We start from the raw sequence: 15,695 nt of genomic DNA, 5'->3' as shown, positions 1-15,695 counted from the left end.
TAAATATAATTTTAAAATTTTTTAGACAATTTTTAATACAAGTAAATGAGATTATTTCAGCACACAAATATAGACTTCCTTGGAAAGAGAAGAAAATTCTATCTTCTTTCGATTGCTATTATAGTAATAGGATTGGGAATATTGTTCACAAAGGGAATTCCACTCGGAATTGACTTTCAGGGCGGAACAGAAATTCAGTTGAAATTTGCTAACGATGTAAACGTCGGCGACCTAAGAAGCACAATGGATGAATCAGGTTTTCCGGGTATGGAAATTAAAACCATGGGAAGCGATAAAGACATTCTGCTCAGAACTCCTATGCAGGAAGAAGGAACAACAGTATCTGATAAAATTCAGACTGCAGTAAAAAGCAAATTTGCAGGTAACAACTTCACAGTTCAGAGAATAGATAAAGTAGGTCCGAAAATCGGTGCCGAGTTAAGAAAGAATGCATTCTATGCAGTTATCTTATCTCTTATCGGTATCTTTGTTTATCTGGCTTTCAGATTTCAGTTTATATACGCTCTCGGTGCAATTGTAGCTCTTGCCCATGATGTTTTAATCACACTTGCAGTAGTTGCTATCATTGACTTCTTAGTGCCAAGCATACGACTTGAATTCAATCAGCAGATGTTAGCGGCGTTCCTTACACTCGTAGGTTTCTCTGTTAACGATACGGTTATTATCTTCGACAGAATAAGAGAAAACGTAAAGATTCACAAGAACGAAGATATTGAAGCAATAATGAACCACTCTGTGAATGCAACTTTAAGCAGAACAATTATCACAGGCGGTACAGTATTTTTAACAATCCTTGTTTTATTTATATTCGGTGGTGAAGTAAATAGAGCATTTTCTTTTGTATTTGGAGTAGGTATTATTACAGGTACATACTCTTCTGTTTTCGTAGCGAGTGCAATTGTTGTTGACTACAAACACAGAGTAATGGATAAGCTCAGCGCAAAAGCAAAATTAGCCAGATAATTTTAACATATATCTTTTTGGAAACATTCGAAAAAACATATAACAACGGTTCCCTTAGCATTCTGATTAAAGATGATTCAATTGGTTTAACAAACCTTAACGACCTGAATACTATCGTTAACTCAGAATTAAACACTGACTGTAAAGATATTGAAATAGATTTCAGCAATGTAAATTCTATTAACAGTTCAGGACTGGGCATCCTGATTGCATGCTATAAGAAAGTTAAATCCGTTAACAAAGATTTACGTTTAGTTAATCTCAACGATAAGATTTTAAATGTATTCAGAATTACAAAACTCGATTCAGTATTCGGTTTGTAAAAAATCTTCAAATAAAATTGATTTGAATTTTTTGTTCAAATTTTTATAACTATAAAAATCTTCAACTGCAAAGTTGAAGATTTTTTTTTGCTCAAAAATTAATATATATGGATAATCAAATTACAGTTCTTGTAGGTTTACAATGGGGCGATGAAGGCAAAGGACGTATGGTAGACTACTTCGCGCAGGATGTTGATTACGTCGTCCGCTTCCAGGGCGGCAACAACGCAGGGCATACAGTCGTTAACGAATTCGGCACATTCAAACTACACTTAATACCATCGGGAATATTCAATCCCAAAGTAACAAACATCTTAGGCACAGGCACAGTCATAGAAATAGAAGCTTTCTGCAACGAAGTTGAAGAGCTTGAAAAGTCAGGCATCGACTGCTCCAATCTCAGAATATCAGAGCGCGCAACGATAACATTTCCGTTTCACAGACTTGAAGACGAACTTGAAGAAGAACGTCTCGGCGCTGGAGCATACGGCTCAACTAAAAAAGGAATTGCATACGCCTACGGCGAACGATATCAGAAAAAAAGCATAATGCTCGGTGAACTCTTCTTCCCGGATGAATTAAGAAAACGGGTCGAAGAATTAGTCGAATGGAAAAATCTACTTATCAAAGGTCTGTACAAAAGCGATAAAGAAATTACAGTCGATGAAACCATGGCATGGCTCAACAAGTACGGTGAAAAAGTTAAGAAGTATATTTGCAATGTTACTGAGCTTCTTAGCAACGCCGCTAAGGACGGGAAGAAAATTATGTTCGAAGCACAGCTTGGTTCGCTCCGCGATATAAACTACGGCATCTATCCGTTTACAACTTCTTCGTGCACTCTTGCTGCATTCGCTCCCATAGGCGGAGGATTGCTAACAAAGAAGATTGATAAAGTCATAGGTGTAATGAAGTCATTTTCCACCTGCGTAGGCGCGGGACCGTTTGTAACTCGCATGAATGATGAAGACGCACACAACCTTCGTGAGATTGCATTCGAGTACGGAGCGGCTACAGGCAGACCAAGAACAATAGGACACTTCGATGCAGTAGCAAGTAAATACGGCGCTGATGTACAGGGAGCAGATGAAATTGCCATAACAAAACTTGACAGTCTATCAGGTTCAAAGACATTAAAAATTTGTACTGCTTATAATATAGACGGCAAGAGTACAAAAACATTTCCGTTAAATCCCCTGCTTGATAAGGCAGTGCCTGAGTACATTGAGCTTGAAGGATGGGATGAAGATATTACCAAATGCAGAAAATTTGATGAGCTTCCTGCAAATGCCCGGAAATATATAAATACAATTGAAGAGCTTATCGGATATTCAATCAAGTATATATCAGTTGGTCCTGAACGAGAGAGCTTAATAATAAAATAGGAAACAGTTCCAGTAATTTTTGTGAGAGTAAGCCGGCAGCTCTTTTATGTCCGGCTTCACTTACATGAATTCCGTTCTCAAAAAACAAATTATCACCTTTTGTATTTTTCACACCGCTTAGATTAAGAAACGGTGTGTTTCTCTTCTCTGATTTCTTTTCAAAATAAGAACCAAGCTCTTCTGTTAATTTGTTTTCAATATTCAAATGAGGTCTGGATGCGGGACCCGCAACAATCAATTTTATGTTTTCCAACTTACAGAAGTCTACAATTTTATTAAACAAGTCTTCATATTGTTTTAGTGCATAACTTTTGTTACCTATTATACTTCCTCCGAGATAATTCAGATGAATTTTCAGTTTATTCAAAAATTTCTGCCTCTCTTTATAATCACTTGGCTTAGGCATATTGGCTAAAAGTTTTTCATGTACTTCCGGAGGTATTCTATCGAATATCGGAAGATTCAATTCTCTTCTTAACTTTCCATGAGAATCACAATAGCTATAGAACAATTTTGAAATTCTTAAGTATTGTTCTGTACGGATGTGAAACAACAACGCATCAACAGGATTTTTACTGCAGTGGTCTGAAATTTTTTCAAAACACATCGCAAATCTCTCATATCTTATGATGTTAATTTTCAGATCAACATTATATTTTTCTTTTAACTCTTTTTTTACAATCTGATGATATAGCTTTTCCTTCGGAATATTATTCTGCACCGGGAAACATCCTCCTACTATCGTTATATTAATTTCCATCATGCTTCCCTTAAGTATTTTTTAGCTGAAATATATTCATGGGGAGAAATCAAAGTTTTGTTAGCTGATGTTACCGAAAATCCTTTGCTTTTATTATTTGATTCAAAATCATCAATTATCCTTTTCGCATATTCTGAAATTTCTACACCTGTTAATTTTTTATCAAAGCCGTTAAGATCTTTATAAGATGAATCATATTCTGAACATAACTCAGTTTGTTTATACGTCAATGAAATCTGCCCGAAGCTACCATTACAGAAATGATTTAATTTTGAGAGCATCGAGTTAAACGAATATGAATCATTGAGTTTAAGATATGGTGAATTTACAAATTCAATATTATGCGATTCCAATATACTCAGAAACTCTTTTACCCAGTTCCAGTACTCTCTGGAATTCTGATGATGAAAAGGAAATATATTTTTATCAATATTAAAATCACAATGACCGAACGCTATTTGTTTTACTTTCTCACTTTTATTTTCAAGCATTGATTGAAGATTTTCAAATCCTTTCTGTGTTTCAATGATCGGGATTACCTCATCAACTTCTATTTTCAAATCAGATAATATCGAAGTTAATTTTTCCACATCGCTGTTGCTTTCAGATTTAGGAATAAGAAGTGAATTAATATGAACAATCTTGTTTAATTCAGAAAGTAATTTTATATCTAAAATGAATTCTGAGGAATGGAAAGAATTTAATCTTATTCCGATTTTAGTATCGGGAAAATTACAACTGTTGAAAATCTCCAGCAGTTTTTTTCGGGCAATAATTTTTAATGCAGAATTTCTTTTGGGATGCAGCAAGTCCTGAACACTGTCTTCTAAATCAAAGCAGACAACAGGTCTAAGCTTTCCAAGCCTTTTGATATAATCCGATAAATCATTTCTATTGTAATTAATGAAATGATATATACTTATTGTATTTCTGTTTTTCAAAAGACCTCACCTCTTTTGTTTTACAGTTACTTACAATATATAATAATATATCAAAAAAGAAAATAAAAATTAAACTGATTAGTGGATATCAATTTTCTCGTCCTTTACTTCAATCGGCTCTATAATCTGAATTTTCTTTTCTTCAACAATCACTGGAGGCGGTGGCGGAGTAACAGGAATCGCTACAGTTTTTTTCTTCTTGTCAAGAAATGCATCGAAAGAAATTATCCCTGCACCGGAAAACATTGTACAAATTGTACAGGCAAGAAATACCCAGTTATAAGTGAACGGTATTTCCGCATCGTTTTTCAATGTAACCAAAAAACTAACGAGCAGCATTGAAAGAACGAAGGAAGTTACGGGTGTAAGAAATCCTATTATATATAAGGCGCCGAAGAGCATTTCCACAAACGGAAGCATAAATCCGAAAATGAATGCAACGTTCTCGGGCAGCACACCCATTTTCTGGACTGCCGTTATAAATTCCTGAAGATGTAAAACCTTTGAAGCTCCGGCAATCAGAAAAACGCTGCCGAGAGTTAAACGGATTAACAATAAACCAAACGAGGCGTCGCCTCTTGCTTTGAAAAATAGTCTCATAGTTTTATTATATAGTAAAACTTATAGAAAAGTTTCAATTCATTCAACTGAAAATTTACTAATAAAGTCGCATTAATGTCGCATTTCTGATCGGAGCTCAGTCCCGTCTTCAGCGGGATATGTTGCCCGATGTTGTAAAAACAATAACGGTTATTTTTATTTTTCTGAATTGATGGGTTTTTGACGGATTTTGTTTTCATCCCGACTTGGCGGGACTTCAAAATAAAAAAAGCTTTCTCGTTTCCATGCCCCGCATCGCAACATTACATTGTAACATTATTGTCACATTATATTTTAGATGGATTTCCACCGGAGTTTATCCCCCACATATTGCGGAACGGGAATGACATAGCAAGAACATTTCTCACAATGTAAAAATACATATAAGAAAATTTTTTACAAAATGAATTCTACCTATTAGTAGGGATGAAAATTATTTTTTGGAATGGTTTGTGTATTTAACGTTCCGACGCTTACGTCCCGCTAAAGCGGGATTTGATAATTGATAACATCGGAACGAGGATGATTATGGTTATAAACTTTACGCTATTGCACTTACACTTTCCGGCGACATTATCCTTCTCGGATTATCTCTCGGAACTATTCTTCTCATGAAATCAAAAAATAATTTCGTCGTTGTGCATGATGGGCAGATGCCGATATCGCCGTCCCATATCTCATCGCAGAATGCATCAGGAAGATTTTTATAAATTATCTCTGTTGCCTTTTCATGTACATCCCATACCCAGTCAATTTTCGGCGGCTCCTTGCCTTCGTATTCAGTTCCTACCATCGGGATGAAAGGACTCATAATAGGAAAAATTCCTTCCGTAGATAAATAATTTATTCCTGCTAAAACTGATTCCATCGGTTCAAGTCCCACAACGAATGAACTTAATGCTCTTGCAGGTTTTAATAAATCTCTGGCTTCTTTTAATGACTGAATCCATCTTTCTCTTCCTACCCTTCTTGTCTTTCCGGGACAAATCTCGCTAAAAATTTTCTCATCCCATATTTCAAGATTAAATGCGACTGAACTTATTCCTGTGGAACATAAATATTGTGTTTCCTCTATATTTCTTGTTGCAGTTATGGCAGTTACTATCGGGAAATATTTTTGCGCTAAGAGCGGTTTTAATTTTTCCAATATCTCAGGAAGATTCCCAAGACCGTCATCTTTCGCTGCGCCTGCCGTCATTGCAAGGTGCGAGCAGACAGGATTATCAATTATCGCTTCCTTCACCACATCATAAATATCTTCAGCTTCCTTTATTGTTACAACGTGGTCTTTATTTCTCTGTCTTGCAGGCACGATATTGCAGAATTTACACTGCTCTTTTTTACCGAAGTATGTGCAGGCATTATCAAAGCAAACACGTAGTCCGCAGTCGCCGCGCATTGAAGCAACTTTTTTCATCCACTCGCCGCTGCGGGTTTTCTTCCCGTAGTAATGAGGTCTGTTCGGCCAACGCACTTCACAGATCTCAACATTATTCTTCATAAGAACAACTGCATCACCGCTCTTATGAACCTTGAATGGTGACTTAGGGCTGTATCGCACATCGACATACAAATCATACGGCAAAAGCATATCGTTTGGAAGCGGACGTGAACCGTCACCTGTTCCTTTATGTGTTGCCTGAGTCATTTCGAATACCCAGAAAACTTTTTCCATTCCGCCCTGCCCGACTGTAGTCATTGCTTCATCGGTAAGTGTAAGTCCCTCTATAAGTAATTCTGTTTTTAATCTTATTGCTTCGTCTAATGTCATAAATTATTTTGACCTGATTTGTTTTAAATGCAGTCAGGTCTTATGATTAAAATATTAAAATTGTTTATTTGATTTACGTTTAAATTGTGAGAAACATTTATCAACGTTGAATTTTTTGTCGTCTGTTCCATTTTCATTAATCATCCAATCCTTTACCGTTTATAATATGCGGAATATATTTTTTCACTCTTGCTTCACGTGTTTTTGATTGCTTGGCAGATGAAAAATAAAGAAGGTATCCTCTTTGTCTTCCCGGTGTCAATGCTTCAAATGCCGATTTAAGTTCGGAGTTTTCTTTCAGTTCATTTTTAAATTCATCGGGGATCTTATATTCAGAAGTCTTTTTCATTTCCACTTTCAATCCTGCCTTTTCGATTGCAACTGCTTCCTTTATATATGATTTGATAGTGGATTTCAGTTTAACAATTTCTTTGAGATTTGTAAAGCGTATCTGTCTCGCTCCCTGAACATTTTCAGTCTGCTGAACAAGAATATCTTTTGCGTCTTTCATTAAAGCGCCTTTCATAAATAACAGCGCGCAGTATTCTTTGAATTCATGAATTAGAACAATGTTGCTTTTCCCGAGCGTATAACACGGATGTCCCCACTTCAATTCTTCAGTAAGTCCGCAGTCAAGAACAATAGTTCTTAGTTCTTTTAATTCTTCCTGCCACTTCCTGACTTTATTGAAATACCAGTCAACTTTTGGATTTGCTTTTTCCATCTTTGATTTTTATTGACTTCATTGACTCGCTTAAATTTGTTTTTGCAGTCGAGTCTATCATTTTTTTCAAAACCTTTATATCAATATCTTCAAGTTTGTTAATATACAAACATCCAGAGCCGGTTTTATATTTGCCGAGTTTTTTAAGAGACTCTTCATGCTGACCAAAGCCCATGAAATATAAAGTGAGATTTGCTTTACGGGGCGAAAATCCTATGCGGAACCAGTCAACTTCCCTTCCTGTAGCGGGACTCTTATATACTTCCTTACAAAAACCAATGATCGAACCTCCCCACATTTTCGGCTCTTCCTTCGTTGCTTTTTTCATCATATCAAGAATTACCAGACTGTCTTTTCGTTTTTGCTCGCCGTCAACGTTGTTTATAAAATCCTCTACGCTGGCAGAGTTTTCTTTTGTTTTTATTTCAGCTTTCTTAGATTTTTTCTCAGCCATATAAAAAATTATTGTTTGTTTGAATTCGATTCTTCAGGAAATACTTCATTAAATCTTTTTTCCATCTCAGACGCAATCACCTGTCCTGATTCATCCTGCTGCTTTAAACGTTCGATTATATTCTTATAACTTTCAGCATCTCTGTCCTGACTTAATTTGAAAACCGTATCAAGCTCTTTTATTTCAATTTCAAATGCGACGATTGCCTTCATTAATCTTGCTGTATATTCCGCCGGAAGATTATCATAAATTGTTGCTGAGTCTTTATTGTAATTTTCAAAATGAAGAGACACCATACGAAGCGCATCTATTAATGCTTCATCATCCAGAAATTTTATACTGCCTTTAGCATGCACACTCATAAAGTTCCATGTAGATGGGGTGTGAGGATTACTGTACCAGGTACCGCTTATATAGGTGCTATGCCCCGTAAAAACTACCAGCACATTTTCATTGTGAAGAAAGGCTTTGTGATGGTCAGTATTTTTCATGATATGGCCACGCAATATTTTTCTGCCGGCCTTTTCTTCAATGAAAACAGGTATCTGTGTCGCAACAGGTTTGTTTTCTGAGTCAACTCCGGTTAAAAAAGCAAAAGGATATTTTGCAATAAATTCTTTAACTACTTGTTCATTTTTTTCTTTATGATATGGTAAGTCGTACATAGTAAATTTTACAATTTAATTCAGATTCATTTTTAAACTCTTAAACATCCGCGGAATCCTCTTGCAGCATAATAAGATTCTGCGCCGTTGTGATATACAAACACTGTGGCATATCGGTAATCACAGAATAATGCACCGCCGAGCTTTCTTATATCATCCGGAGTCTTTATCCAGCTCGATGTTTTCATATCAAACTTTCCAAGCTTCTGCAGCTCACGGTACTGTTCTTCATCCAAAATTTCTATTCCCATTTCTGCTGCCATATCAAGAGCGGAATTTTTCGGCTTATGTTCCTTTCTTGAATTCAATGCTGCGCGGTCATAACATAAACTTCTTCTGCCTTTGGGACTTTCTTCCGAGCAGTCATAAAAAATATAATCACCTGTCTTTTTATCGTATGATACAACATCAGGCTCACCACCTGTAACTTCCATTTCATTAAGTGACCATATTTTTTCAGGTTTAGCTTCAAGTCTTGCCTGAACTTTTTCCCATTCAATTCCTTTATGGCGGTTCATGTTTTTCTCAAAACGTTCTTTCAATATTTTGAGAATATCTTCCTGTAGTTTTGGTGTTAACTGTTTTTTTGCCATATAAATATGATAAAAAATTAAGTGTTTTTATTTTAAGCACATAAAAAGCTCAGTCTCTAATTTTGATTCATCGCTGTTCCAGTGTCCGTAAATTTCAATGTAAGGCATACATGTTTCCAATCCTTTGCTATGAATTTCATCTCGCATGCTCTGCCCTGCATGCTTTATTAAATTATAAGGACCAATATGTTTATGATAAGCATACTTATTAAGCGTTATATTTTTTCTTTCAAGTCCAGTACTTTGAGCAGGAATTTCTTCAAGCTCTACACCGGCAAAAACTTCATTGTTTTCACCGTAAACTATAACATTCAGTCCCTTATTTTTTATGTTATTGGATTTAACCACCTTCCACATTTTATCCATAAGTTTAAAAGCAGTCCCGACGTAATCTTTATTTGCAGCCGTTCCGGAAAATCCGTAAATGTCTATTTGGAAATTTTCGTTAATTACTTCCATGCTTTTATTGATGAGATTACTTTATTAGTTCTTACGTCCGGAGCACCTGTTACTTCTATAATATTCAGGTTAAAATCTCGTATCAATTCTTTTATACTTTCATCTACTTCGGTTCTTAATTCAGGTAATTCTGATTCTGAGCATCCTATCAAATCATTTTTTTCTATAGGAAGAAACACAACAAGATCAATTTCATTCGTTGTATTATGAACTCTGTTATATATAGAATGTATCTCATCATTATTGCTTTTGCTTACAGATTGCAAATAAGCAAAGTAATCAATTGGGCACCTGTCAAATATTACATTATCCCCGCTAGAAGAAATCTGCTCAATTGAATATTCCAGCATCATTAAATAATCTTCATAACGCGGGACATCAGAAAAAGAAAATCCCTCTTCTTCTAATTCATAATAAGCTTCTTCCCTAAATTCGTAATCAGGAAGAGCTTCACGTAAATTTTCAATCAGTGTTGTCTTCCCTGTTCTGTGAGCTCCTGATACTGCGATTCTCAATGTTTATCGACTATAAAAATATTAAGCAGTTTTTTCTGCTGATTCCGGAACTAACTTTTCTTTGCTCAAAACATTGCATGAATGATAATCGGTAAGTCCTGCATTTTCTTTTACGATGTCATAGATAAATCCTCCTGTAAAGCACTCTGCGCAAATGGGCGCATCTTCTTTCCAGTATTCTTCAGTTCCAAGCAACGGAAGTTTTTTAAGCATAATATCTGCAGCCATTAAATGAGTATCCATCATCCATTTGTATGTGGGCGGACGGAAGCCTTCGAATGCGCTGCCGGTTTCGGGCGAGAAAGGAACAACTATAGGAACGATTCCCCTATTGGCGCACCACTCAACTCCTTCAAGTAAAGATTTTCTCGGCTCAAGCCCTGCAATCATTGCTGAAAAAACTCTGCCCGGTCCGTAGTAATCAACTGCTTTAATCAATGACTCTTCCCATAAGTCTCTTCCTATGAAAGAATCTTTACCGGGAACAATTGCCTTCCAGTAACCTTTATCAAATACTTCAAAGTTATATGATATACTGTGAAGACCTAAATCATAAATTGTTTTTACGTCGTTGATATCCTGAGTTGGAGATATCGTCATTAAAACTTTTGTTCTCTCTTTATCATTTTTATAGGGGAAGCGTGTAGCAAGCTCTTCTAATATCTGAATCGTGCCGCCAAGTCCCTGCTTCTCCGCAGGAGTGCCGCGTGTCAGAATAGATTTCGGATCAGGATGAAATTGTTTTGCCGCAGCAATTACATCGGCAACCTGCGCTGCATTCTTTCGTGCGTTGGAAATATTTTCTTCGGGATAAAAATCCTGCGCGGGAGTAAGATTGCAGAATTTGCATTCTTGCTTTGTGCGGAAGTAATCGCAATAGTAATTCCATGTAAAGTTCAGGTTACATGTTCCGTTATATACAACAATTTTTTCAAACGGAGTTAAATCGTTTGTGAAATTTTTTGAGAATGGAGGAAGCGATACAAAGTCAGCAGGAGTAATTTTATTATTTGCCTTGTCCTGAATGAAGAGCTTGTCTTCAAATATTCTTAATCTAAAATTAGCTTCAGAGTTCTCTCTTATTTGAACGAAAACTTCCGACGGCATTTTTAATTCTGCGGGAAGAAAACACTGAGCCCGTTCCTTATCCCATCCCTGGGTTTCAACTAAATCTTTTCTTAGCTCATTCAGGCGTAATCCGTTAATGAGCAGATCGCATTTAAGCTTTATTAATTCTTTTCTATCCAAAATATTTTGATTGAAGGTATGTTAAATAAAAAAGTCCTGAACCTGTATACAGATTCAAGACTCAGATAAAAATTGTATTTTCAGGAAATATTATTCCCAGGAGCCTGCAGGAGGAAAAATCGAATGTGATTTTTCGTTTGCATTATCCCATGAGCCTGCCGGTGGAAAAATCGAATGTGATTTTTCACTTGCAGCATCCCATGAACCTGCCGGTGGGAAAATTGAATGTGATTTCTCGCTTGAGTTATCCCATGAACCTGCCGGTGGGAAAATTGTGTGTGAAGATGTTTTTACTTCGTCCATTTGTACCAGAATTTTGAGGTTTTAAAAACTTTGGTAAAATTAAATATTAATAGTCAAATTTCAAATACAATTATTTATAATTAATCTTAATAAATTCGTTAAAATGGCAAAATATAGACTTGAATAAAAAATCCAAATAAAATATATTTATAAATTATGCGGGAATAGCTCAGTTGGTAGAGCACAACCTTGCCAAGGTTGGGGTCGCGGGTTCGAGTCCCGTTTCCCGCTCAGCAGACATAAATAAGTTCTTTCGGAAAGCTGTTCACCTGAACGGCTTTTTCGTTTATATAAATTCTGGTGTGGTACCCAAGTGGCTCAAGGGAAGAGTCTGCAAAACTCTCATTCGTCAGTTCGAATCTGACCCACACCTCAAGATAAGCCAGACCTGACAGGTTTTTAATCCTGTCAGGTCTTTTTTATTTATGCACGTTCTTCACAAGTAAATTTATTTATAATTGTTATAAGTTTATATTAAAGCTTTTTTATAACTCCATTTAGACCTGACAGGATTAAAAACCTGTCAGGTCAATTTATCTATGTTTTATGCAAAAAAATAAGCTCTCATTCCGCCACATAGAATTAAAAGAATTTCCAAACGAAGTCTTCACAGCTAAAGATTTACATTTGCTTTATTTTGACGGCAACGGACTGACTTCTATTCCTGAAAATATAGGCGACTTAACTTCGCTTCAGATTCTGGATATTACTAATAATCCGGTTTCAAAAATACCTGATTCGATAGGTAATCTTGTTAACTTAAAATTTTTATATCTGAGTCATTTGAATCTTACTTCAGTTCCCGATTCCATTGGCAATCTGAAAAAACTATTATATTTGAATACTTCATTCAGCAAGATTAATTCTTTTACTAAAAAAATCAGAGAGCTGGATAATTTATTGGAGCTTCGCATTTATAATAACTATCTGGAAGTTTTGCCTGATGAAATCTGTAAATTGAAAAATCTGCATGAGCTGCATGCGAATAAAAATAATCTGAAAGAACTGCCGAATGATATTGGAGAAATGACAAGTCTGCGCAAATTAATTCTTGAAGATAATAATATTCAGTTCCTGCCAAAATCGATTGGCAAGTTAAAGAAATTAAACGAACTGAATTTAAGAAATAATCATCTTATTTCGGTTCCTAAAAGTCTTTCTCAGTTAATAGGATTACAATATCTTGATTTAAGAAATAATAAACTGACTTACCTTCCTGAAAGCATAAAGACATTACGACTTGAAAAGCTCGATTTACGATGGAATGCAGAGCTTGAATTACCTGAGTGGATTGATGAACTGAAAGAAAAAGGATGTGTGGTATATTATTGATTGAGGGATTTAGACCTGACATGTTTATATCCTTTCAGGGTCGTTTTGGGACATGATTGGATTCCCGCCTTCGCGGGAATGACAAGAGTATAAAAAGAAAAGGTTACTCTGAAACTCAGAATAACCTTTTTTCGTTTTTGTTTTTATGTTCAGGAGATTATCCTGAAAGACAAATTTTAACAGCAAATATCTTATGCCATTCTATCCATCAAGTCAACAACTCTGCATGAGTAACCCCATTCATTATCATACCATCCGATTACTTTCACAAGATTTCCGATTGCCATTGTAGAAAGAGAATCAAAAATACAGCTATGGTCGTTTCCGATTATATCTGTAGAAACAATCGGGTCAACTGTGTATTCTATTATTCCTTTTAATGAAGACTCAGACGCAGCTTTCATTGCTTTGTTCACTTCATCTTTTGTAACATCTTTTTTCAATACAGCAACAAAGTCTGTGATTGAACCGTCAGGTGTAGGCACTCTTAATGAGAAGCCATCAAGCTTTCCTTTTAAATGAGGAAGAACCTGTCCTACTGCCTTTGCAGCGCCTGTTGATGTAGGAATAATATTGATTGCGCCTGCTCTTGCTCTTCTTAAGTCTTTATGCGGCTGGTCAAGCAAGCCCTGGTCATTTGTATATGAGTGAACTGTTGTCATAAATCCTTTTTCAATACCGAATGCGTCGTCAAGAACTTTTACCATCGGAGCTAAACAGTTTGTTGTACATGAAGCATTGGAAACGATTTTCATTTCCTTTGTAAGCTTATCATCGTTAACGCCAAGTACTAATATTCCGTCGAGTTCATCTTTTGGAGGAGCTGTAAGAATAACTTTTTTTGCTCCTGCAGTGATATGCATTCCGAGCTTTTCTTTGCTTGTGAAAACACCTGTAGATTCAATCACTACGTCAACGCCTAATTCTTTCCACGGCAGTTTTGTAGGATCTTTTTCTGCAAGTCCTTTTATTTCTTTTCCATTAACAATAATAGATGTATCTGTATGACTAATCTCAGCAGGAAATCTTCCCTGAGTGGAATCATATTTTAATAAATGTGCTAATGTTTTGTTATCTGTTAAATCGTTTATTGCAACTACATCATAACCGCCTTTTTCAAACATTCTTTTGAAGACAAGACGTCCTATTCTTCCAAATCCATTAATACCAATCTTTAAGGCCATTATATTTTTTCCTCCGGAAATAAATTTTAAGATTTTTGAAATGTTTATAAAATTAGCAAGAATTGCTTAAAAAATCAATGAAAAACAGGGGTTTTTTATCAAAAATAAGCCGTTTTTGAAAATCTTCAATTGATTTTAAGTGCGTAAATGCCTATTTTTGAAATCCAACCTATTTTATAATTGGCAGATATTTATATTTACAAAGTTTTAATAAATCAAATAAATACAATATATTAATGGCAAATACTTCTGACTTAAAAAACGGCATTGTGATTAATTTCAATAACGAATTATGCAGCGTTTTATCGGTAGAACACAGAACTCCAGGCAATTTAAGAGCATTTTATCAGGTAAAATTAAGAAATTTAAAGAACGGCAAAACATTTGAAAATCGCTTCCGTTCAGGCGAAGAAATTCAGATTGAACGTCTTGACCAGAAAAGTTTTCAGTTTTTATACAAACAAGGCGATGAGCTGATATTTATGGATAATGAAACATACGATCAGGTTCACATCCCTACTGCAATAATGGGTAAGCAAGCTGACTTTATGAAAGAAGGCGAAGCCGTGCAGATAATGTTCCATGGTATGAAGCCGATCTCTGCCGAGCTTGCTCCGCACGTTATATTAAAGGTTATATCTGCTCCTCCGGGAATAAAAGGTGATACTGCAACAGGCGCAACAAAGCAGGTTGAAGTTGAAACCGGCGCAACAGTTAACGCTCCGCTTTTTATCAATGAAGGTGATTACCTTAAGATTGATTCACGTACCGGAGATTACATCGAAAGAGCAAAAGTTTAATAAAAATTAACCACTCCAAAAATGAGTTTTGGAATATTACAAAGTTAGACATTTTTAAAAATTTTTTATAAATGGATTCCCGCCTTCGCGGGAATGACAAACCACAACCAATATGGAAATTGATTTAAACTACTTAAAGAAGTTAATAAAGCTGCTCGATTCAAGCAATCTTGCAGAGCTTGAAATAGAAGAACAGGGAAGCAAAATAAGATTATCCAAGCCAAGACCAAAAGTAACAGGAATGATGTCCGCTGCTCCTATGCAAATGATGCAAGCTCCTGCCTCTTCTGAAACTCAGGTTTCAATCGAGAAGAAATCAGATGCAAAACCAGCTGAAGCGCCTAAATCAGAAAATTCATATGAAGTCCGTTCACCAATGGTAGGAACATTCTACCGCGCGCCGTCACCTGATGCAGATGCATACGTACAGGTCGGAAGCTCAGTCGGTGAAGGAAGTGTTTTATGTATTATAGAAGCCATGAAATTAATGAATGAAATCGAATCTGAAGTATCAGGAAAAATAATAAAGATTCTCGTTGAAAATGGTCAGCCGGTTGAATACAATCAGCCGTTATTCTTAATTGAAAAAAATTAAGCAAAAAAGAATTAGATTAAGAGAATTAGATTAAGAGTTAAGTTTTAATTCTTTCAACC

The 15,695-nt window shown here is 35.8% G+C and carries 19 protein-coding genes and 2 tRNA genes; 8 read left to right on the top strand and 13 right to left on the bottom strand.

The features are described from left to right. Positions 1 to 45 precede the first annotated feature (45 nt). From secF to JST55_12870, 3 genes are all read left to right on the top strand, one after another. Positions 46 to 984, top strand: a complete 939-nt coding sequence (secF, locus tag JST55_12880; GenBank protein MBS1494402.1) for a protein translocase subunit SecF — start codon at positions 46 to 48, stop codon at positions 982 to 984. A 17-nt stretch (positions 985 to 1,001) separates the two neighbouring features. Continuing rightward, a complete protein-coding gene (locus JST55_12875; GenBank protein ID MBS1494401.1) occupies positions 1,002 to 1,307 on the top strand; it encodes an STAS domain-containing protein in 306 nt (101 codons plus the stop codon). A gap of 107 nt (positions 1,308 to 1,414) precedes the next feature. Continuing rightward, the gene (locus tag JST55_12870; protein MBS1494400.1) at positions 1,415 to 2,692 is read left to right on the top strand and encodes an adenylosuccinate synthase; all 1,278 of its coding nucleotides are present in this window, start codon (positions 1,415 to 1,417) and stop codon (positions 2,690 to 2,692) included. Here the strand turns inward: JST55_12870 and JST55_12865 are convergent. From JST55_12865 to JST55_12810, 12 genes are all read right to left on the bottom strand, one after another. Next, the gene (locus JST55_12865; protein MBS1494399.1) at positions 2,643 to 3,455 is read right to left on the bottom strand and encodes a hypothetical protein; all 813 of its coding nucleotides are present in this window, start codon (positions 3,453 to 3,455) and stop codon (positions 2,643 to 2,645) included. The two genes, JST55_12870 and JST55_12865, sit on opposite strands and share 50 nt — an antisense overlap. Continuing rightward, complete coding sequence (locus JST55_12860; GenBank protein ID MBS1494398.1) at positions 3,452 to 4,393, bottom strand: hypothetical protein; 942 nt, start codon at positions 4,391 to 4,393, stop codon at positions 3,452 to 3,454. The genes JST55_12865 and JST55_12860 overlap by 4 nt, the downstream gene beginning before the upstream one ends. A gap of 78 nt (positions 4,394 to 4,471) precedes the next feature. Then, entirely contained in the window at positions 4,472 to 4,993 is a 522-nt protein-coding gene (locus tag JST55_12855; GenBank protein MBS1494397.1) for a DoxX family protein, read from the bottom strand. A gap of 541 nt (positions 4,994 to 5,534) precedes the next feature. Beyond that, entirely contained in the window at positions 5,535 to 6,764 is a 1,230-nt protein-coding gene (locus tag JST55_12850; protein MBS1494396.1) for a hypothetical protein, read from the bottom strand. 136 nt (positions 6,765 to 6,900) lie between these two features. Further along, positions 6,901 to 7,488 (bottom strand): YdeI/OmpD-associated family protein, encoded by a 588-nt coding sequence (locus JST55_12845; protein ID MBS1494395.1) that lies wholly within the window; start codon positions 7,486 to 7,488, stop codon positions 6,901 to 6,903. Next, complete coding sequence (locus JST55_12840) at positions 7,463 to 7,942, bottom strand: DUF1801 domain-containing protein (protein ID MBS1494394.1); 480 nt, start codon at positions 7,940 to 7,942, stop codon at positions 7,463 to 7,465. Before JST55_12840 ends, JST55_12845 begins: the two co-directional genes overlap by 26 nt. An 8-nt stretch (positions 7,943 to 7,950) precedes the next feature. Continuing rightward, the gene (locus JST55_12835; protein ID MBS1494393.1) at positions 7,951 to 8,607 is read right to left on the bottom strand and encodes an FMN-binding negative transcriptional regulator; all 657 of its coding nucleotides are present in this window, start codon (positions 8,605 to 8,607) and stop codon (positions 7,951 to 7,953) included. Positions 8,608 to 8,639: 32 nt separating this feature from the next. Beyond that, a complete protein-coding gene (locus tag JST55_12830) occupies positions 8,640 to 9,200 on the bottom strand; it encodes a DUF4256 domain-containing protein (protein MBS1494392.1) in 561 nt (186 codons plus the stop codon). 27 nt (positions 9,201 to 9,227) lie between these two features. Next, entirely contained in the window at positions 9,228 to 9,659 is a 432-nt protein-coding gene (locus JST55_12825) for a hypothetical protein (GenBank protein MBS1494391.1), read from the bottom strand. After that, entirely contained in the window at positions 9,650 to 10,174 is a 525-nt protein-coding gene (locus tag JST55_12820) for an ATP-binding protein (GenBank protein ID MBS1494390.1), read from the bottom strand. The genes JST55_12825 and JST55_12820 overlap by 10 nt, the downstream gene beginning before the upstream one ends. A 21-nt stretch (positions 10,175 to 10,195) precedes the next feature. After that, the gene (locus JST55_12815) at positions 10,196 to 11,422 is read right to left on the bottom strand and encodes a hypothetical protein (protein ID MBS1494389.1); all 1,227 of its coding nucleotides are present in this window, start codon (positions 11,420 to 11,422) and stop codon (positions 10,196 to 10,198) included. A gap of 90 nt (positions 11,423 to 11,512) precedes the next feature. Continuing rightward, a complete protein-coding gene (locus JST55_12810; protein ID MBS1494388.1) occupies positions 11,513 to 11,725 on the bottom strand; it encodes a hypothetical protein in 213 nt (70 codons plus the stop codon). Between the two features lie 158 nt (positions 11,726 to 11,883). Here JST55_12810 and JST55_12805 point away from each other — a divergent pair. The 3 genes from JST55_12805 to JST55_12795 all read left to right on the top strand — a co-directional run bounded on the left by JST55_12805 (position 11,884) and on the right by JST55_12795 (position 13,057). Next, positions 11,884 to 11,956 (top strand) — tRNA-Gly (locus JST55_12805). A gap of 68 nt (positions 11,957 to 12,024) precedes the next feature. Next, positions 12,025 to 12,098 (top strand) — tRNA-Cys (locus JST55_12800). A gap of 173 nt (positions 12,099 to 12,271) precedes the next feature. Beyond that, positions 12,272 to 13,057 carry a hypothetical protein gene (locus JST55_12795; protein ID MBS1494387.1) on the top strand — a complete coding sequence of 262 codons (786 nt, stop codon included), beginning with the start codon at positions 12,272 to 12,274 and terminating at the stop codon, positions 13,055 to 13,057. 191 nt (positions 13,058 to 13,248) lie between these two features. On the opposite strand, the gene gap is transcribed toward JST55_12795, so the two are convergent. Continuing rightward, a complete protein-coding gene (gene gap, locus JST55_12790) occupies positions 13,249 to 14,241 on the bottom strand; it encodes a type I glyceraldehyde-3-phosphate dehydrogenase (GenBank protein ID MBS1494386.1) in 993 nt (330 codons plus the stop codon). Between the two features lie 236 nt (positions 14,242 to 14,477). Between gap and efp the strand changes: the two genes are divergently transcribed. Continuing rightward, entirely contained in the window at positions 14,478 to 15,041 is a 564-nt protein-coding gene (efp, locus tag JST55_12785) for an elongation factor P (protein MBS1494385.1), read from the top strand. A gap of 118 nt (positions 15,042 to 15,159) precedes the next feature. Next, on the top strand, positions 15,160 to 15,636 hold the full coding sequence (locus JST55_12780; GenBank protein ID MBS1494384.1) for an acetyl-CoA carboxylase biotin carboxyl carrier protein: 477 nt from the start codon (positions 15,160 to 15,162) through the stop codon (positions 15,634 to 15,636). Positions 15,637 to 15,695 lie beyond the last annotated feature (59 nt).

This window comes from Bacteroidota bacterium (assembly GCA_018266835.1).
GTDB lineage: Bacteria > Bacteroidota > Ignavibacteria > Tepidaquicellales > Tepidaquicellaceae > JAFDZO01.
Note: the sequence above shows the minus strand (reverse complement) of the source record. Positions and strands in the feature narration are given on the sequence as shown.

Bases quoted from the DNA above. Each gene is read 5' to 3' on its own strand.
- JST55_12825 (MBS1494391.1), bottom strand. From the start codon at position 9,659: ATGGAAGTAATTAACGAAAATTTCCAAATAGACATTTACGGATTTTCC.
- JST55_12850 (MBS1494396.1), bottom strand. From the start codon at position 6,764: ATGACATTAGACGAAGCAATAAGATTAAAAACAGAATTACTTATAGAG.
- JST55_12855 (MBS1494397.1), bottom strand. From the start codon at position 4,993: ATGAGACTATTTTTCAAAGCAAGAGGCGACGCCTCGTTTGGTTTATTG.
- efp (MBS1494385.1), top strand. From the start codon at position 14,478: ATGGCAAATACTTCTGACTTAAAAAACGGCATTGTGATTAATTTCAAT.
- JST55_12870 (MBS1494400.1), top strand. From the start codon at position 1,415: ATGGATAATCAAATTACAGTTCTTGTAGGTTTACAATGGGGCGATGAA.
- secF (MBS1494402.1), top strand. From the start codon at position 46: ATGAGATTATTTCAGCACACAAATATAGACTTCCTTGGAAAGAGAAGA.
- gap (MBS1494386.1), bottom strand. From the start codon at position 14,241: ATGGCCTTAAAGATTGGTATTAATGGATTTGGAAGAATAGGACGTCTT.
- JST55_12810 (MBS1494388.1), bottom strand. From the start codon at position 11,725: ATGGACGAAGTAAAAACATCTTCACACACAATTTTCCCACCGGCAGGT.
- JST55_12865 (MBS1494399.1), bottom strand. From the start codon at position 3,455: ATGATGGAAATTAATATAACGATAGTAGGAGGATGTTTCCCGGTGCAG.
- JST55_12845 (MBS1494395.1), bottom strand. From the start codon at position 7,488: ATGGAAAAAGCAAATCCAAAAGTTGACTGGTATTTCAATAAAGTCAGG.
- JST55_12835 (MBS1494393.1), bottom strand. From the start codon at position 8,607: ATGTACGACTTACCATATCATAAAGAAAAAAATGAACAAGTAGTTAAA.
- JST55_12795 (MBS1494387.1), top strand. From the start codon at position 12,272: ATGCAAAAAAATAAGCTCTCATTCCGCCACATAGAATTAAAAGAATTT.
- JST55_12840 (MBS1494394.1), bottom strand. From the start codon at position 7,942: ATGGCTGAGAAAAAATCTAAGAAAGCTGAAATAAAAACAAAAGAAAAC.
- JST55_12830 (MBS1494392.1), bottom strand. From the start codon at position 9,200: ATGGCAAAAAAACAGTTAACACCAAAACTACAGGAAGATATTCTCAAA.